Source organism: uncultured Roseovarius sp. (assembly GCF_947489715.1).
GTDB lineage: Bacteria > Pseudomonadota > Alphaproteobacteria > Rhodobacterales > Rhodobacteraceae > Roseovarius.
In genome coordinates, this window is the sequence record NZ_CANLER010000004.1 from 1 (window position 1) to 16,785 (window position 16,785).

At 51.7% G+C, this 16,785-nt stretch carries 27 protein-coding genes and 1 tRNA gene; 8 read left to right on the plus strand and 20 right to left on the minus strand.

All coding sequences use genetic code 11. From position 1 onward, the window contains the following. The 5 genes from Q1B27_RS11645 to Q1B27_RS11665 all read left to right on the plus strand — a co-directional run. Positions 1–74, plus strand: a 74-nt coding sequence (locus Q1B27_RS11645; RefSeq protein WP_202814033.1) for a hypothetical protein, incomplete at its 5' end; no start/stop codon positions are given. 162 nt (positions 75–236) lie between these two features. After that, positions 237–950 (plus strand): CatB-related O-acetyltransferase, encoded by a 714-nt coding sequence (locus Q1B27_RS11650; protein WP_299847695.1) that lies wholly within the window; start codon positions 237–239, stop codon positions 948–950. 38 nt (positions 951–988) lie between these two features. After that, a tRNA-Trp gene (locus Q1B27_RS11655) sits at positions 989–1,064 on the plus strand. A gap of 242 nt (positions 1,065–1,306) precedes the next feature. Beyond that, complete coding sequence (locus Q1B27_RS11660; RefSeq protein WP_299847696.1) at positions 1,307–1,759, plus strand: hypothetical protein; 453 nt, start codon at positions 1,307–1,309, stop codon at positions 1,757–1,759. Positions 1,760–2,089: 330 nt separating this feature from the next. Continuing rightward, positions 2,090–2,776, plus strand: a complete 687-nt coding sequence (locus tag Q1B27_RS11665) for a hypothetical protein (RefSeq protein WP_299847697.1) — start codon at positions 2,090–2,092, stop codon at positions 2,774–2,776. An 89-nt stretch (positions 2,777–2,865) separates the two neighbouring features. Here Q1B27_RS11665 and Q1B27_RS11670 read toward each other — a convergent pair whose 3' ends face one another. The 8 genes from Q1B27_RS11670 to Q1B27_RS11705 form a co-directional block, all read right to left on the minus strand. Then, positions 2,866–3,366 (minus strand): hypothetical protein, encoded by a 501-nt coding sequence (locus Q1B27_RS11670; RefSeq protein WP_299847699.1) that lies wholly within the window; start codon positions 3,364–3,366, stop codon positions 2,866–2,868. Positions 3,367–3,412: 46 nt separating this feature from the next. Continuing rightward, entirely contained in the window at positions 3,413–3,625 is a 213-nt protein-coding gene (locus tag Q1B27_RS11675; RefSeq protein ID WP_299847700.1) for a hypothetical protein, read from the minus strand. A gap of 116 nt (positions 3,626–3,741) precedes the next feature. Beyond that, complete coding sequence (locus tag Q1B27_RS11680) at positions 3,742–4,080, minus strand: hypothetical protein (protein ID WP_299847701.1); 339 nt, start codon at positions 4,078–4,080, stop codon at positions 3,742–3,744. Continuing rightward, on the minus strand, positions 4,077–4,337 hold the full coding sequence (locus Q1B27_RS11685) for a hypothetical protein (protein WP_299847702.1): 261 nt from the start codon (positions 4,335–4,337) through the stop codon (positions 4,077–4,079). Before Q1B27_RS11685 ends, Q1B27_RS11680 begins: the two co-directional genes overlap by 4 nt. 25 nt (positions 4,338–4,362) lie before the next feature. After that, entirely contained in the window at positions 4,363–4,614 is a 252-nt protein-coding gene (locus Q1B27_RS11690) for a hypothetical protein (RefSeq protein ID WP_299847704.1), read from the minus strand. After that, positions 4,601–4,795: a hypothetical protein gene (locus Q1B27_RS11695; protein WP_299847705.1), complete on the minus strand. Its 195-nt coding sequence runs from the start codon at positions 4,793–4,795 to the stop codon at positions 4,601–4,603. Before Q1B27_RS11695 ends, Q1B27_RS11690 begins: the two co-directional genes overlap by 14 nt. Before the next feature lie 20 nt (positions 4,796–4,815). Continuing rightward, on the minus strand, positions 4,816–5,010 hold the full coding sequence (locus Q1B27_RS11700) for a hypothetical protein (RefSeq protein ID WP_299847707.1): 195 nt from the start codon (positions 5,008–5,010) through the stop codon (positions 4,816–4,818). 20 nt (positions 5,011–5,030) lie between these two features. After that, positions 5,031–5,654, minus strand: a complete 624-nt coding sequence (locus tag Q1B27_RS11705; protein ID WP_299847709.1) for a hypothetical protein — start codon at positions 5,652–5,654, stop codon at positions 5,031–5,033. Between the two features lie 410 nt (positions 5,655–6,064). Between Q1B27_RS11705 and Q1B27_RS11710 the strand changes: the two genes are divergently transcribed. After that, the gene (locus Q1B27_RS11710; RefSeq protein ID WP_299847711.1) at positions 6,065–6,472 is read left to right on the plus strand and encodes a hypothetical protein; all 408 of its coding nucleotides are present in this window, start codon (positions 6,065–6,067) and stop codon (positions 6,470–6,472) included. Between the two features lie 200 nt (positions 6,473–6,672). After that, the gene (locus Q1B27_RS11715) at positions 6,673–7,074 is read left to right on the plus strand and encodes a hypothetical protein (RefSeq protein WP_299847713.1); all 402 of its coding nucleotides are present in this window, start codon (positions 6,673–6,675) and stop codon (positions 7,072–7,074) included. 468 nt (positions 7,075–7,542) lie between these two features. Here the strand turns inward: Q1B27_RS11715 and Q1B27_RS11720 are convergent, their stop codons facing one another. The 4 genes from Q1B27_RS11720 to Q1B27_RS11735 all read right to left on the minus strand — a co-directional run bounded on the left by Q1B27_RS11720 (position 7,543) and on the right by Q1B27_RS11735 (position 10,120). Continuing rightward, positions 7,543–8,157 carry a hypothetical protein gene (locus tag Q1B27_RS11720; protein ID WP_299847715.1) on the minus strand — a complete coding sequence of 205 codons (615 nt, stop codon included), beginning with the start codon at positions 8,155–8,157 and terminating at the stop codon, positions 7,543–7,545. A gap of 160 nt (positions 8,158–8,317) precedes the next feature. After that, positions 8,318–8,764, minus strand: coding sequence for a hypothetical protein (locus Q1B27_RS11725; RefSeq protein WP_299847717.1), 447 nt, complete (start codon positions 8,762–8,764; stop codon positions 8,318–8,320). A gap of 89 nt (positions 8,765–8,853) precedes the next feature. Next, positions 8,854–9,738: a hypothetical protein gene (locus tag Q1B27_RS11730; RefSeq protein WP_299847719.1), complete on the minus strand. Its 885-nt coding sequence runs from the start codon at positions 9,736–9,738 to the stop codon at positions 8,854–8,856. A 58-nt stretch (positions 9,739–9,796) separates the two neighbouring features. Continuing rightward, positions 9,797–10,120, minus strand: coding sequence for a hypothetical protein (locus Q1B27_RS11735; protein WP_299847723.1), 324 nt, complete (start codon positions 10,118–10,120; stop codon positions 9,797–9,799). On the opposite strand from Q1B27_RS11735, the gene Q1B27_RS11740 reads away from it, so the two are divergent. Further along, complete coding sequence (locus Q1B27_RS11740; protein ID WP_299847725.1) at positions 10,113–10,397, plus strand: hypothetical protein; 285 nt, start codon at positions 10,113–10,115, stop codon at positions 10,395–10,397. The two genes, Q1B27_RS11735 and Q1B27_RS11740, sit on opposite strands and share 8 nt — an antisense overlap. On the opposite strand, the gene Q1B27_RS11745 is transcribed toward Q1B27_RS11740, so the two are convergent. The 8 genes from Q1B27_RS11745 to Q1B27_RS11780 all read right to left on the minus strand — a co-directional run bounded on the left by Q1B27_RS11745 (position 10,386) and on the right by Q1B27_RS11780 (position 16,684). Further along, positions 10,386–12,074: a hypothetical protein gene (locus Q1B27_RS11745; RefSeq protein ID WP_299847727.1), complete on the minus strand. Its 1,689-nt coding sequence runs from the start codon at positions 12,072–12,074 to the stop codon at positions 10,386–10,388. The two genes, Q1B27_RS11740 and Q1B27_RS11745, sit on opposite strands and share 12 nt — an antisense overlap. A gap of 303 nt (positions 12,075–12,377) precedes the next feature. Next, the gene (locus tag Q1B27_RS11750; RefSeq protein WP_299847729.1) at positions 12,378–12,974 is read right to left on the minus strand and encodes a hypothetical protein; all 597 of its coding nucleotides are present in this window, start codon (positions 12,972–12,974) and stop codon (positions 12,378–12,380) included. Beyond that, positions 12,971–13,597, minus strand: a complete 627-nt coding sequence (locus tag Q1B27_RS11755; protein WP_299847731.1) for a hypothetical protein — start codon at positions 13,595–13,597, stop codon at positions 12,971–12,973. Before Q1B27_RS11755 ends, Q1B27_RS11750 begins: the two co-directional genes overlap by 4 nt. Beyond that, complete coding sequence (locus Q1B27_RS11760; RefSeq protein ID WP_299847733.1) at positions 13,597–13,896, minus strand: hypothetical protein; 300 nt, start codon at positions 13,894–13,896, stop codon at positions 13,597–13,599. The genes Q1B27_RS11755 and Q1B27_RS11760 overlap by 1 nt, the downstream gene beginning before the upstream one ends. Before the next feature lie 133 nt (positions 13,897–14,029). Further along, on the minus strand, positions 14,030–14,386 hold the full coding sequence (locus Q1B27_RS11765) for a hypothetical protein (RefSeq protein WP_299847735.1): 357 nt from the start codon (positions 14,384–14,386) through the stop codon (positions 14,030–14,032). Between the two features lie 102 nt (positions 14,387–14,488). Next, positions 14,489–14,686 carry a helix-turn-helix domain-containing protein gene (locus Q1B27_RS11770; RefSeq protein ID WP_299847737.1) on the minus strand — a complete coding sequence of 66 codons (198 nt, stop codon included), beginning with the start codon at positions 14,684–14,686 and terminating at the stop codon, positions 14,489–14,491. Between the two features lie 88 nt (positions 14,687–14,774). Then, positions 14,775–15,542, minus strand: coding sequence for a hypothetical protein (locus Q1B27_RS11775; protein WP_299847739.1), 768 nt, complete (start codon positions 15,540–15,542; stop codon positions 14,775–14,777). Continuing rightward, a complete protein-coding gene (locus Q1B27_RS11780) occupies positions 15,539–16,684 on the minus strand; it encodes a site-specific integrase (RefSeq protein ID WP_299847741.1) in 1,146 nt (381 codons plus the stop codon). The genes Q1B27_RS11775 and Q1B27_RS11780 overlap by 4 nt, the downstream gene beginning before the upstream one ends. Between the last annotated feature and the right edge of the window lie 101 nt (positions 16,685–16,785).

The window sequence follows — 16,785 nt, forward strand, 5'->3', positions numbered from 1 at the left end:
ACGGCCTGCGCTTCGCCATCCGCGAAGGCGGCAGAACCGTCGGCGCAGGCGTCGTCGCCAAAATTATCGAATAATCCTTTAGTCGGATCATTCTACAAAGGGCGTCCCGCGCGGGCGCCCTTTTTCTTTTGCCCGCCCGTTCCTAAATATTATCTGCAACCGATGGAGAGTGCTGTGAACAACGCCGCCTGATCGACAAACCGCTCAATGTTTCTCAGACCAAGGCGAGGCCCGTTATGCCCGGCACATTTCCTGATGCGCAAACACGTCACCCCCTGACCCTTCCCGATGGGAGCACCCACCCCGGTACTGTATTTCTGAAACCCGCACTGGATCACCCGCGTATCATCGTAGGTGATTACACCTATGCCAGCTCTGCGGTCCCGACTCAGGATTGGGCTGCGCGATTGGCACCTTATCTCTTCCCGAATTCGGCTGAAATGCTGCACATCGGAAAGTTCTGCCAGATCGCTGATGGTGTGGTTTTCATCACCGCCTCGGCCAATCACCGCTATGACGGGTTCTCAACCTATCCCTTTGCCGTTTTCGATGGTGGGTTCGACGAAGACCGCGCGTCGCTTCCCGGCGCCGGAGCTGACACGGTGATCGGAAACGATGTCTGGATCGGGCACGATGCCCGCATTCTGCCCGGTGCCAGGGTCGGGGACGGTGTGATCATCGGTGCAGGCGCTATCGTGGCCGGCGAAATCTCACCCTACACAATTGTCGTCGGAAATCCGGCCCGGCCCGTCCGCCGCCGGTTTGATCCCGATACGATCGCGCATCTTTTCGAGATTGCCTGGTGGGACTGGCCGATGGCTTACATACTCAAGCATGAGGCTGCTATCTGCGGTGGTGATCTGGTGCAGTTGGAACACGCGTCACGGCGACTTGATGCAGGGCGGACGTGTTCACCCGATAACCCGGAAAAGAAATCAAACGGCGCTTGATTCCCGCGCCAAGGTGTCATAATCCCTGCCGTGGCCTTAGGGGTATAGCTCAGCTGGTAGAGCGACGGTCTCCAAAACCGTAGGTCGCGGGTTCGAACCCTGCTGCCCCTGCCAATAAAATCAATAACTTATATGAAACTCAAGGCTGCGCAGATTTGATTTTTGTGCGTTTTTTTGTGCGGTTTCTCAAAAAAAACCTAAACTTGGCCGTAATTGGAGTGTTTACTAAGTTAGTTGAAGAGGCATGCGCTGAATGGAAGGCATAAGGTAACTGCTGGAGGATTTGTTCGACATAGGTTTCACCGAAATTTAGTAGAACGGTGCGAAATCTGATTGTGGTGGTGAAAGGATTGAAAATGGACGCGGTATCTTGGACTGTATGGTTGGTACGACTGGTCATCGGCCTTGTTCTGACAGCTTTGTTAGCTTGGGGGATATCTTTCAAAGTCTCTGACTACGTTGTTAAAGCAAATACTTCGAGCGCGAATGAGGCTATGCGGACGCTTCAATCTTCTATTGACCAGTTGAATCAGTCCATTCAGCAAAACATTACAGCTACCAATGGGCTTCAAGAGCAAATGGCTTCGCTACTAGCTGCAAGTTCGCGTCACACTAGCGAGTTAGCGTCGATGAAAGATGACTTAGTAAGAGTTACAACAGCAGTGCAAGATTCGGGGATCGACATTAAAATTGCCCACGAAGGGATGTCGACACCTTCAAAGTTGCTAAGTTGGACTGATTTCCGAGCATTTTATGGCGTAGCTCCAGATGAGCCTGTTTTCCTCGAGATTCCTGGCGTTTTCGATTAGCTTCACGAAACCATCAAAGCGTAGATGTTGTTTGGGGAATATATCGGGGACAATTGATGTGGTTTTTCAGCATGACGGTCGATTTCACATAACCTTCCGAAGTGCCACGAACCCGTCTACTCTAACTCTATGTATATCTTCGAAATTCTAGCAAGCGGCATTCATCGTCGCGGCAGAACAATAGAAAAATGCACATTGGCGATATTTTCCACATACTCGGAAATGCTACTGAGACATACAAAGAGGATCAGGGTAGATCCCCACAGGGTAGTACGCCAAATGAACTTAAATGCGCTTATCAAGATTGTTTAACAGGGAAATGTGGTTGATATGTTTACTCAAAAAAGTTTGTATTTGTTTGCATTGTGTCTTGTTGGTTTTCTGCAGCCAACAAAGGTTGATGCGTGTGTGCAGTTCCATAGTGCAGCAGACTTAAGTGTCTACTTGGCAAATAAATGCGGAAAAAGAATTCTCATTAACTGGCGCGCGGGTGGCTCTAGAAAATTAGGGGTGGATCGCGCTGTTTTGGCTCCCAATAAAATAGTTGGTTTCAACATTGCAGGAAAAGCCAGTTATACATACTGCATCGTTGCAAAAGGTGTTGCAAACCCTCAAATTTGTACTGGCACACAATGGTACAGAGTAAAGACAAAGCATGATTGGTCAAATAAAGATGGCTGCTTGTCTCACGTCGAAGAAAATCGAGGCGAGTTCATCTATTTTGTAGGAGTAAAGAACAACTGCGCCTACCCTGTGAATGTTGCTGTCGCTGTTTCTGGGAAAAGCAGCAGTAATGGCCGAACGTCAGAAGGTTTAGACTTTGTAAGGTTCAAGAGGAAATTTCTGAAAAAAGTTAAGTTACAAAGAGGGTCTAGTTATCGATTTCCTGATAGTTGGCCGCCAGATGATGATATTCTATATGCAGCCTGTGCTGCTCACCCTAGGCAGGAAACTTATCCTGCCTTCACTTCTCCCAGAAGTGGTGCATCGACGTGTTCAGTGTATGATGAATACTAACTAATAGGCGCAGACACAAAACTGTACGAGAGGCTTTAACAGACTTTACTCCTAAGTCAGACAGGTTTAGGAGGCCGTCATTGATCAAATCATCTCAGATGATCACCCGACCGCGCCACCACCAAACTCGGCTGGTCCGGAAAACTCCTGATATCGAACCAGGTGAACCGTGTACCATCGGCGTTGGTCTTATTGCCCCACACCAGCCCGTCAGCCCCCTGACGTATGAGCGCTGCCCGGAATGCCCGCAGGTCAATCAGATGCCAGCTCTCTATCCCCGTTTGTGCCGCGTTGGCGTGGCCGTAGAACAGCCAGTCGCCCTTGCCATTGACGATTTTGCTGAGCTCCGTCTCTGCGCCTGAGGTGATGCGGGACCGGATGGTGAACTGATGCGGGTAGAGATTGGCATAGCCCGGTCGGCGCACTCGTGCGGCTATGCGCATGTCGCGGGCATCGAGCATTAGCAAGTCGGTGGCCTGATGCCAGTCCAGTGGATCTGGCGCGGTTTCGAGAAGATGGCTGCCCACAATACGTTTGATCTGCGGCAGGAACTGGTCTGACCACTGTCTATTGGTTTGGTAGTAATTCATTCGTCAAAAAATCCCCTACATGGGGTAAAAAGTTCACTTGAACAAACTAGGAAAGGTCAGGCACCTCCACCATGCCCTCGGCAACGGCTATCGCGTCGTCGCATGCGCGGCCCAGGGCGCTCAGCAGGACGGGTAGATATTGCCCTGGTTGAGGGGAAGTTTCTTCCGCCTGTGCTTGTAGCTTGGCCAGCGCGGCCAGCCCTTTGACCTGCTCAATCGTCTCGCGCAAGTATCCGAATTCGTCCATTGTCAGGGGCATATGAAATTCTCCTATCAGGGTAACTCCAAGTTCATTTCTCTGTTGTTAGTTGCCAGCGTTGCCTCTGACAGCGGCGGAAAGTCTGGGAGCCCCGCCAAGTCCAGCTGGTGGGGCTTCTATTCTTCAAAATACACCTTTCTCATAATAGCGACGTTGATACCCCGAGCCTCAAACGTTTCGATGTTCGCAGCGACATAGGCGGGTTTGGTACCCAGTGATTTTTCATCTGCCAGAATAACCCTATCTCCACGGCATAAAACCTTGCGCAGTATCTTGAGACCGGGACGGTCTTTCACACGGCCCTTTGGCTCATCAGTGAACACGTGCTCTGCCCCCAAATAGTGAAGCCGACGAATGCCTGCCGCCACGCGGCTTGGGCGGTCAGCAACCGCGTATCCGAAGACACGCCCCTGACCCTCTCGGAAAGCCTCTGGATGGCAGACACCGCAGGTCATCTCACCTCCTTTCCCTGCGATGCCTGAGTGGCCATGGTCAATATCTCGTTCTGGTGTTCCAGCTCCGAGATTTCATCCATCAACCTGCCAGCAATGTCGCCAATCACCTCAAAGAGGTTCTGGTAGCCATTGCGCTGCAAGTCGACACTCATGACACTGTCAGATGCTGCTACGCCGACACGGGCCAGCGCGAGAATATGGCCAGCGCTCATGGAAGGGTCACCTTCCGTCTCCAGGTCGTAGATATGGTCTTTCATGTCTCAGTCTCCGATTTGGGGGAATTCAGGCGGCGTCACTGTGCTTATCGCTGGTTGCCCACCTATAGCTGTTCCGGATCATCCCGCGCAGGTCGCCCAGGAATATCCAGTCGAGGCTTGCGCCATAAGTCAGGCAGAAAGCTGAGAGCTCTGTTGAGGGCACGCCATCATCGCCAAGCAAACGACAAGGTGGTGATACACCTACGGTCTCCGCGTAGAAGTTGACCCGCTCCAATGCCTCGTCAAAGTTCAACCTGGGTGTCTCAACCTGCGTCATGTGGAATACTCCCGTTGATGGCATCAAGGTCTCGGTTGAGTTGCTTTGCTTTCGCACGTGCAATGCCGATGAGGATGTTCACGCCTGCGCGCTCATCTGCATCATCTGCGGCTTCCATTGCGGCTAGTAGCCCCTCGATGACCATTGCATCATGCTGTAGGTCTGATTGTAGTTTGGCCATTTTGCCCTCCTTCACGAGTATCAATTCGTCTGCCAGTCTTTGAGTAAATCTCCGAGCGCATTGCTTACCCCGGTGAGCGCCCTGACTTCCGGACCTGTCGTTGAAATGTCGTCGGTGTTCATGATTTCCCACACAATGATTTTCAGGGCGTGGATGAGGTTCTCCGCATCGCAGATGGCAGAATGGGCGTCGTCGATGTTGTTGGTGATGCTCACGATCAGGTTCCTCCGGTGAACTAGTGGATTGGAAATTCATGCACCGCGCCGTTGACGGCGATGCGGGAGATGGTGGCGAGGTTTACAGAGCGCGGCTCAGACGCCTCTGCATCCCAGACGGGCATCAGGTGCGGGTGACGCTTGGCGCGCGTCAGCGCGGCCTTACGGGCGCTCTCTGAAGCTGTCTTGTCCTTGAGGTGGAACTTGAGCTTGGCGGGCTGTACGCGCATGACACGTTCGCTGCCATCTTTCTTGGTGAAGGTGACAGAAGCAAACCGGCCCTTGGCGGCGGCAATCATCTTGCGCTTGGCCTCCAGTTCCGCAGCGGCCTTCTCCTCGGCCTCACGGTCGCAGGAGGCGTGATAGGCGGAACGCAGATCCGACAGGCGGTTGATGCCTTCGTGGCCCAGCGTGGTGCGGTTTTCCAGGTTCTGTATCTCTGACCAGAGTTCGGCAGAGGGGCGCAGCGCCTGCTTGGCACGTTCAGCCGCAATCACCGCCCGGCGCTTCATCTCGCGCCATGCATCACGCAGAGCTTGGGGAAACAGGCTGCGAAGCTCAGAAGCGGGCAACCGGCGTGACCAGAGGTTTTGGCGCGCAGTAGTCCAGGCGAAGGTGAAGATTTCTGAGCGGTTTATGGTCATATTCATTGTTCCCGAAGGTGATATAATTTATATAAGGATATGAACAAGCAAAGTCAATATAAATTATATCAGGTTTCATGATGAACGGAGAACAAATCCGAGCAGCAAGGGGTCTTCTAAAGTGGTCCGCGAGGAAACTCGCTGAAGAAAGCGGTGTTGGCTGGGCGACTATTCAGAGACTAGAAAGCAAGAATGGGCCGTTGGCTGGCTATGCCGATACTCACGACGCACTTTGCAAAGCCCTAGAAGCTCAAGGTATCCAGTTTTTAGACAACGGGGACGTAGCTGCTGGGCCGGGAGTGGCGTTGAAAATGAGTTGAGTGGTATTACAACGCAATACCTGTCCTTTTTACACTAGCTGGAAACACCGGTGGCCCGGACTCGGATTGATTTGAAAGATTGGAGAACACATGAACAGAACCAACGCAATTGTTACGTTGTTCGTAGCGCTTATCGGCGCTTTCGGCCTCTACTTTGCAACAGTTTTTTTGCCCGATTATTTTTGCGGCGACAAACGCTGGTGTGGTCGAAATTTCGCTTTTCAGGTTAAACCTTGGAACGTGAATTCTCAGGAGTTTATGTCACCTGTAGGAGAGTTCTCCATTCCAAAGAACTCTGCTTGTAAAGAGTTTGAAGAGTTCCCACTCGCGAACGCTGAATACAGTCAAACAATCATACATGTGATTGACAAATTTACCGGCGAATCCATTGGCAAATTCGAACCCAGAGCTCAAAAATATAAATTCGAAAGTGCCGGAGTCAGTTTTAAGTTCGAATTGGTTGAGAATACCAAGCCAATTTTGCTTGTAAGCTGTTGAATAGAAATCGGAACGTTGGCCAAATCACTGGTACTGAAACTGGGGGCTAGACATGAGCCCTGAAAGCACAATAGCAAGTTACATCCATTAGGCCCTTGAGCGCTGCCATGTTAAAAGGGACACTCAGAGACCGAAGCCGAATAAAAATATTACTTAAGCAAAACAATGCCTCGGACACTAAATTGGTGGGGAGCCCTAACATGCACGCAATCATCAAAGGTCTTTTGATTTTGCTTTTGGTTAGTAGCTGCAAGACAAGCAAAGATAATGTTGCGGGCAATTGGAGAACGGCAGACAGAGTGACTGGATTGAGAGACATTGCATTGACGTTTGTGCAATTCAATTTTGATGGCAACGGCACGGTTGAGGTAACGGAATTCGGACGAACGGCGATGTTTGAGCCTTCGCCGCATGCACTCTTAAAGAAAAAATACGTCTATGTTTTGCAGGGTTCAAAACTATTGGTTGGTGAAGGTGACTACGAATTCGTGATTCACGACAAAACTCTGAAAAGTGTTCGCAATTCCAAAATATTCGAGTTGCAAAAGTGTAATGAGAAAAACAAAGGACGTGTTCACCTGATCGATGGATGCGTCAAGTGACGTTGAAAACACTGTTCCCATAGTTAATAAACTTGGTTGGGATTTGGTCTCAGACGGTGGTATTTTTGCAGGGTCCGTTGTGACGTTGAAGGACAATTGATTTGCTAAGGACACAACACCTGATTCAGGGATGTTTCACAAATAAAAACGCTGCAACCTGCCGGTGAAATGCAAGGTGCAACGCTACACTAAATCAGCCTTAGTTGGGGACGTGTAAGCTGTTAATTTGGGGATGCATGACACGACATCTAAATAAGGCTTTTAATCACTTGTTACCCCCAGTACGTCGAATAACGTTCGAAAATCTTACCCTTCACCATAACTTTATTCTCTGCTCACGATGTTGCGACGTATATGCGCATGATTGCCTATTCATCTTCAATGACATGGAAGGCGGATGCCTGATTTGAGCCCTTTCTGCATAATGCTGCAGCTCGCCTCGTCGTCTGCTTTTCGTCAGCCAAAACATCACTTGACTGCAACAAGGGTGCTACCTGTCCAAGAATAAGTTGTGGCTTCAGGCAAAAGTGCTTCAGCTACCTCAAACTCCGCCTCATCTCGGGGCACAGTAAAAATGACTGAGTAAAGTCCTGACGTCTTTACATTTGCAATGAAACGAAGCTTCTCGCTGCCCTCTGCTAACAATATCTTACCAGCAGCGGGTCCATCGTGAGTATAGTAAACAAAAGCCGTGGAACGTGACCCAAAAGTGGGCTCACCTTTGTCGTCGAAGCCTAATATCCGCGCGATTGTGACAGGGCCAGAAGAGAGGTCAATTTGGGTATCGCGATTGCCTCTATTGGAAATTTGGATCGTCCCGGCAATGATCTTCAACGGTAAAGCAGGCTTATAGCCAAGCCCTGTGGTTTCAACTTGCTTGGCTTCAACATTAACTTCCAAAGCAGCTTTTTCTGCAATTTCCATCTCTAATTTTTGCAGAGCTGCCTTGGCTTGCTCTACGTTTAGCTGCGCTTGAAAAACGTGCAGTGTCCACCCACCCCCAACAACAATTGCAATTATCATCGCGATATTTTTCAAACCAGCGCAGGTTTTCTCAAATTTTTCGTAGTATTCAATTGTCATCTAAATCCTCCCCAAAATTAGTCAGCCCAGAAACCCTCGTATTCAACTTTAAGGGCTGTTCTTCTGTCGTTTTTCACGTCCCATGTCAGGTTCCACAAGACCGATCACTGTCAATGTGGCCTCATTTGTGGGAACGAATCTATTAGTTGGGCACCTGAAATCATGTAAACTTCACTGCGAAAGCCAAGCAGCAAACAAATATTACCCACATGGCTGCGAACATATAAAAATACGTGATAATCACGTCCTTTTGGTTTCGCTCATCAAGAACTTCATTGTGCAGTTTTGGATCTAGTTTAGTAAGGTTGGCGACAAGTGTTCTAAGTTCGTCACAACGCTTCCAATTTCCTTGTTCATAACGGCCAGCAATAAAACCAAGCGCAAAATAGCACAATGAAGCCACTGCGGCGCTAATCCATGTAAGCAATTCACTTGGTATGGAGATATTACCCTTTGTTGCTACTATCATCGCCCCCAACAAAAGAAAGGGCCCAATCCAGACAGTAAAAATGAACTTCATTCGCACAGAATATGTATTGCCGATTGTCAGTTCCAGTTCTTTGAGTAACAGTTCGATTATTGCCTCGTTTTGAGATTCTGTACCCATAAACACCCTCTCCAACATCTACGAAAATTGACTCTCCAGAGATAGCATCACCACTCTGGTCATTCCGGACTAAAAACTAGGTTTTTTGGCTATGCTTCAGGCAAAGCATTATCACTACCGACGTCTAGATTATCTTCGAGTCTTTCTAAGAACCTGCCCTTAACCATCCAAGAAAACCCGAATGCCCAAAGCGCAAACGCCTCGAACCAAAATGTCCAATTGCCATCATTCCACCATGCAAGTTCGAATCCGAAAACACGCGTCAAGATTTTTGACAAGATCATCGCGATCATCGAAACGACAATAATTGTTCCGGAAATGCAATAAATTCGATTTCGGAGAGCCTTTTGGGGTTTCAGGGAGTTGTCAGGGTTTCGCTGGCTTGGCTCGACGCTTGTGAACACGAAAAAGGCAAACCACGCTAAAAACGCAAATAGCAGCGCGGCGCTGAAGTAATGAATAATATCCGAACCAAGAACAAAGATACCTAGATCAAATTCAATCATCTGGAAAAATTCGTCTAGGTTTGGCTCTGCCATTGGTTGTGGAACTTTATCACCAGCGGGGACTGAAAAGTCGACAAATGCACGAGCTTCGAAAGTAGCTGCATCACACCCGTGATTGGATGTTGGAAAGAGCGCAACACCGAAAGCAAATATTCCAGCCCAAGAAGACAATCGGTTTTCAGCGCCATGTTTATCTTCACCCGAGTACACTATTAGGTAAGCACCTATGAAAACCAGAGCGCCTACAAAAAAACTCCCCATGAAGGGCGCGTAATAAAAATGGCTGATGGAGTCTCGAAAACACGTATCATAAATCGGATTGAATGCTGCAATCAGCATTACTGTAGGTAAGCCAACCGCAACCAACCCGACAACGAGCGCTAAGTGACGTTGATTCACAGGAGCAATGCCAACCATTCTTACATTAGTGGGTAGGTACCGATTTTGCCCAATTTGAAAATCATCCATTAAATTCATCCTTCAAAAACCACACGTAATAGTAGCACCGATACAGATTCGATCAAAATTAAGGCGAATTTGCTTTCCACTCCTCCGGCACCACCGTTTCCGGCTCAATCCCACCCTTGCCATCGGGCTTGGGTATGTCCCGGGTGGGCAACCCTAAGCTTTCCTCGTAATCCATGAGGACGCTGTAGACGGCGATTTCTAACGCAAAACGGGCGAGATTGAATTCTCCGCCTCGCGCCCTCATCTGTTCCAGTTGCTCCCGAAAGTGCATATATTCGTCGAGTCTGGTGATTGCGAGCAAGGCGTCCCGCTCACGCTCTGCAATTGCCATGAACAGCTCGGAACTTGAATTATACGGCTCGGATTCATACATATTGTTCATGCTTTATTCCTTTGCCAATGCAGTTCTGGTTTGCTTTGGCGTGTACGCCGCGTTCTCTTCCATCGTTGTCATGGTTGCGCTCCTCAAAGAACTGCCCGACCTGCTCGCTGACGGGTTGGATGCCGTCGTGACAACGGGCGCAAGGGTCGTGCGACCCGGCGCAACGAAAGAGCAGGTGGATAGCTGGCAGGAAGCGGCATTCGCATATTTCCTTGGAATAATGGGAATTGGCTTCCTGCTCATGCTCGGCAATGGTCTCGCTCTCTTATTGGTCTAACACGCCGCCAATCATCTGACCCGCGCGAGGCGCTCCGCCCAACAGCAATTCCATAATCTTCTGTTTAAGCGGGTCGCTCGCTATAGCTTGAGGCATGGTGCCACCTGAAGCCATGAGGGCCTTTGCAATCTCCGCTCTTGCACGTTGCATGCTGTTTGAGATGCCTCGACCAGCCATTCCCGCTGCAAGGACGGTACCGCCCACCGCTGCGCCTATGCCCGGGCTGCCAGCCATCGACGCAGAAGCGAATGGGACACCACCGGTAAACATAGCGCCGCTGACGCTGCTGGGGGCAGAACGCCCTACCGCCCGAGCGGTATTTTCCATCCGACTACCCCGCGCAACCCGTTGCATGGCGGTAATCTCGTCACTGGTCATGCCTCCCAACTTGCCTTTGATTTGGTTTCGGTCGGCCTTCTGGAATTCCCGACGAAGCGCATTTGCCGTATCGCTGGTGTCAGCGACATCTATCATCTGGTCGACCGCTTCAGTTTTCTTGGCGCGTCGGTACAACTCGTCACCCTGACGGTATTCTGGTGCCCGTTGACCGACAAAATCATCAAACTTGTCCAAGAGGATTTTACCAATTCGCGCCCGTGCAGGACTAGCATCGCTTGCCGCTCCGCTGAATAGTTCCCGCACAGGTTTGACCTGATTGCCGTCAAGGCCGAACCGGCCCAGATCCTGCAATTCGTCCAGGATGCGTTTTGCGTCCGGATCGCGGGTAATCAGCGACCCATCTGCCCGCATGACACCTTCGCGCTTGAGCGTCTCTGCCACGTCGGCTGCAAGGCCCTGAGCGTCCTCTGCCGATGCAATGGCACCACGAGCCTTACCGGCGTTGTAGAAGCCAGTGGCATCGTCTTTCAATGCTTGCGGAGAGGGCGCGTTTTTTACCATCTCGTTAGTGGCTCTTTTGGTTGCCCGGTGGTCGGCATACTTTTCGACGCCACGCCCAACAACCGGGGCAAGTGCTCCGATGCCTGCGGAGAGCGCGCCTGTCGTGGCACCTTGTTGCAGCCGGTTTTCCAACCCGTCCTCGCCCTCCATGAAACCGTACGTCGTGCCTTGGCCACCTGCAACCGCACCGCCCCGTAACATGCGACCCGTCATTGTGGTTCCTTTGGCCGCTGCTGCCATTGCGCCGACACCTGGAACGGCCAATGGAACGAACTCAGCACCGAGAGCCGCGACAGGATGGTCTTCCGCGAACTGATCTTCCTGCTGCCGGTAGTGGTCGCGGCGGCGCTCGTATGCACTGCGGTTATCGCCCGTCACTAAATCGGCAGCTGTGGGGCGACCTATGCCAAGGGCCGATTCAACCTTCGCGCTGGCCTCATCCCCGACAAGACCAAAGGTCAGACTTTCACCCGCCTTGTTTAGAAACGAGCCAATCTTTTCGCCTGTATTTTGGGTCGTTGGATCATCGTCGCCCAGGAGGTTTTCTTTGAGCACCTGGCCCCAAGGTTTCTCTGGTGTTGAGAGGTCATTTACAGCCTTTGCTGCGGCTTCAAGGCTTTCAGCCTGAACCTCGTAAACTTGGCCTTCCGGACCTTCAATTTCGAATGTCTGTCCACCACCCCTGCTTTCTGCTGCCGCCTTGCGTGCAGCGGCCTGCTTTCGAATGAGATCCAAGCGACGGCGCTTTTGCTCAAGTGTATTTACTGCCTCAGTCATTTTCTTGTTCCTTGTAGGTTTTTGAGGTCACTGCCCCGGTTGAGTTTCGTTTGGATGTTTTTAGGTTCGCGAGCGCGCCATTGGCCGCCGCAAGTAATTCGCGAGAAAAACTGACGTCAGCCAAGAATGCTTGGGAGTGCGCCCCGTGTCGGTAATTGCCATTCTTCTGTCCTTTCAGTCCGCCGCCGCGTGCGCCATGCATTCGGCAGACAGACCACCCCCGAACGGCGGGTGATTTGCAGGGCAACCCACTGCGCTTTGAACGCGCCGTGCAGCGCGGGGAATTGTGCATGGGGTAGTCCGTCATTTTGCTGCACCCCCCCTAGTCAAATGACCAACAATTGCTTGTCCACCGTCGTTGACGGTAACGTGCTCGACGGTCATCTTCTGCTGCCCGCCGTGGCGGTGTTTTCGGAGAGCCTCCATTTGGCTTGTGAAAGTGCGTGCGAGTTTGTTGAAAATACGCTCGTAGCTATCCAGTTGCTGGAGAGTGTCCGCGTTTGCCAATTTTGACGAGTGACGCATCATCGCAACGTGAACCGCTGCCATCTGCGTGGCTAACATCGCTTCTATGCCATCTTGGGGAGCAATTTCCGCCACCAAGGCTAAAGCATAGTTTCGATCCAGCTCATAAGCATCGCGCGTTCCAGATACGTTGCCGCAGTGCGCAGCTAGCGCCGTCGCAAATTCCATTGACCCATTTCCAAAAAGAGTTTGAGCTTGTTCGTCGGATTCAATGCAAAATGCCCATGCGCCCTCTTTGAGTGGCTTAAAACGAGGAATGCTGGACAAATCATCGGATTCGGCAATGTCTTTGCTGCTGCGTTGCTTGGGCGGATTGGCTGTATTTTTGCCGCGCCTGCCCATCAATTTCGCTTCGTCTTTCGTTTCGCCTGTCATGCTGCCTCCTTGCGAGCGAGGCCGCAGAGGCCGTGACCTGATTTCAGCCTCGTGTTCGCTTCAACTTTGCTGTGGGGGATATGGCTATATGTATAAATGGCAGGATTTTCCGACACGGTAGAAGGCCGTTTTTGGCCAAAACCGGTAGGATTTTCCGACATTTGAATTTCCGAATGTCGGGTTTTCCGACAGAGGGTGTTGGATTTTCCTGCCATAGGGTGTCGGATTTTCCTACGGGGGTTTTGTTTTTTCCATGACATGAATTCCTTGGTCGCGGGTCCATCTGCGGACGGCATTTCGGTCAATCGGTAGTGAGCAGATTGGCCGACACCTGACGGACCTAGGCAGTGGCCTCGGGTCATTACAATGAACCCGGTTTCTATCAGCGATAAGAAGTATCCCGCCGCTGTATCACGGCCAACGTTGAGCGCTGCTGCGGCTTCTCTGTGGCTCATATGCAGAGAACCGTTATTGCCGCCGGTATAGCGCCGCTTAAGCTCGATATAGAGCGCACGGGGGCCTGGCTTGAGTGCAGACCACGCTTCGCTGGCTTGAAGCCATTCAAGAAGCTGGACATGGCGACCATCCCCCCTTTTGTTTTGCTTGTATGGCTTGCCGGGCATCACGCCGCCCTCTGACTGAATTCAGCGGGGTTTTCGACCTGAACCGCCCAGTTTTGATGCGCATGGTCGGGCAACGCCTCCAATTCCGGCACAAGGAGCGGCTCCAAGGCGACGCTCAGGCGGATCAGCGCTTTTTTGGTGGTGCAGTACCCGACAGCCCTCCAAGTGCTCCCGGCGCGGACTTTCCTGCTTTGTTGGATGATGTACTGGATACCATCGCGGCAGATGATGGCGCGGTGTGACCCGCGCCGAACAATTTCACCGTGATAACTGTCCGATGTTTCGTGTTGCTTGGACATTACCGGCCCTCCCCGAAGAGAAGGCCAGCAATGGTGCGCGCGGTGGTTTCAGAGACGCCCGACTGCCAGCGAATGCGGCGGACCTGCTGTTCCAGAGGCGATATGGGGCGGGGTGTGTGCTTCTCCATATGCATCAGGCCGCTACCTTCTGCTCGGGGAGACGGCAAACCTGCGATGTCAGGAAATAAACTCCATATGCCCCGGCACCCGTGATGGGATTGCCAGGGTAGAACTTAGTCTCAACTTCGAGGCCGATTTCGCGTTTCAGGATATGCACCACATCCGAGAGGCGGACTGGAGATGCACAGTAGACGGGCGCGGCAATCAGCAAATCCATCATCTGGCGTTGACGCTTCATCAGTGTCACCACCTTGGGCTTATCATCGCCATTCTGGATTTCGTACTGCGCCGGATTGCGGTCCGGCGGGAGGTCTGCAACCCGCATGATGCGGATCGTGTTGCTTGGTGGTTTGGTCTTAATGTCGGTCATTGGTTATCCTTTCGACATTGAAAGGACGGCCCGACTGCGCTACATTCGAAAAAGCTATCCTTCGAATAGAGCCCCAGTCCGGTCCGTCCGGCTGGGGTTTTTCTATGCGTCTTCAGTAGGAACACGATTTGCCTCAATCCAGTTCAGGATGTCAGCACCGCGATACAGAACGCGGCGGCCCATCTTGATGTAGGCGGGGCCGCGACCATGGCTGCGCCAAGCCGCAAGCGTTTGCTCCTTACCCAGAGGACGCATCTCCGGGTCTGAAGAGGTGTAGTAGTGGGTTGGTTCTATGGTCATTTCCGTAGCTCCACGTTGATGGTATGCTACGGTGGTAGAGTGACTCATGTGGGACATCAGGGGGTGATGTCCCAATTTTCTTCACGGATTAACCAGAGTGCCGTGTCCAAAGTTTTCGATTGGCAGCGACGCTTGAGCCGAGTTTGTCGACCTCGAAAGTTAGGCGTGCAGCGTTATTGACTGTCATCTTTTCTTCTCCGAGACGTGTCGCCATAGCCTCAAGAATGCGTTGTGTCCTGGGTTGCGTCCTCTCAGCGGTTTTCCTGCCCCCCAGCGAGCTGCCATCAGAGACAGCCTGACCAGTTAGTGCTTTGCGTTCGTGTGCCACCTTTAATCTAAACTCGTTTTCCAGCCTTCCGATTTCGCACCCTAAGTGCGCTGAAAGATTGGAAACCTCTGCGGCGGAAATTTCCCCGGCACGGCCTTGAGCGCAAACTATATCAAGCTCCACTAGAGTCACGCTCATTCGAGCGGCGTACCACAACGGAGAATGGTCTTCTTTTGGGCAGTGCAAGAGAGCGCAAAGCTTGTAATCACCATTTAACGCTGCCTTGATCTCGTGATTTTCTCTGTTTGCCAACTGCGACCAATACAGCGGGGCGAGGCCGTTATCTGAAGGCAGGAGGGAAAAGGGGTCTGGCAAGCAAGCATTTTCGAAGGCTTCGCGGCAAAAGTCCTCAATACCTCGCCTAAGGTCGATAAATGGCCGCGTCGGGTTTCGGCGCAGGGCTGCAGGAACCGGTCGCCCAGATAGATAATCATCCCGGTAATCGTCATCCAGCAATGTCGCCTCGCGATTGTAACCGGTGATTCCGCCACCAACTCGAACCTTTTTGGGTTTCTTTGACCCGCTCATAACCGTTTAACTCCACGCATCGCTTCGTCATCCGATTTGGGCGGCAACGCAGTTGCCGACAGAACTTCAAGCGCTTCTCGCTTTTCATCGCGATATGTGGCCCTGTCATAAACTGCTGTAACGCTACTATCAGTATGTCCAAGCACGCGCTCCACGATGAAGCGTAAGACCTTGCCTGTCGTCATCAACGTTGCCGCAGTTCGCCGAAGGTCGTGGAACCGCCAGTCCGACGTTTCCGAGGCAAGCTGCAAACGCTTCTTCAGCTTAGAGCCGGGCGAAATGGGACGGTCGCCTTTGGTGGTGAATACATAGGGGCCCAGGCGAGGCTGTTCAGAGATGATTTCCGCCAATGCTCGGGATAGCGGCACTTCGTGTGCGGCGGCGCTTTCCGGACGTGTCGATTTCACCTTCTCGCGTGGAATGGTCCAGACATCGCCATGAATTTCATCCCAACGCATCTGGGCGACATTGGAGATCCTCTGAGCCGACAGCATTAGTACTCGGGAAAAGGGGCCGAGCGGATATTGCTGGTCATATGTTGCCTGCCAAACCGCATTCCATTCACCAACAGAAAGCACCCGGTCACGGGACGTGGCAGATACACCAACTTTCAGTCTGGCCCAGGGATTGTCGTCAATCAGCTGTTCATCTGCTGCCCAGGCGAACATAGGGCGTAGATACCGAATTACAGAACCCGCTCTAAGCGGTGAGGATTTTGCGGAGATATGCGCACGCAAATCCAGGCCATGATGAATTGTCAGGTCGGTCGCTCTTACGTGGCCAATTCTCTCCATCGCCCAATTGTCCCAAACCGATTGCACGTCATGCCAGGTGCGCATCTGAGATTGCCGCGCCGTCTTGTACGCCTCGAAAATGTCTTCAACGGTCTTTGGGCCATCGACCATCGTGAACGTGCGGGCCGATTCCTTGGCCGCTTCAGCATTTTTTCGAGCATCCTTGACCGATAGGGCAGGGAAGGTGCCCAGCCTTTGGCGGCGGCGCTTCTTACCTTGCTGAACGACAACTTCCCAGACTTTCGGGGCTTTCTTCCCGACGCGCAGAACCAGCCCGCGTACGATTTCATCCCGGACTTCGTAGCCCTTGTCCTTGTGCTTCAGCTTGAGCGCCTGGCTCTCGTTCAATCTCATCTTCATTTTTTGTGCGTTTTTTGTGCGTTTTTGTGCGTTGATACAGATACCCCGAAATGTACCAGAATTGATTCTTCATTAAAATGTAAATGGTT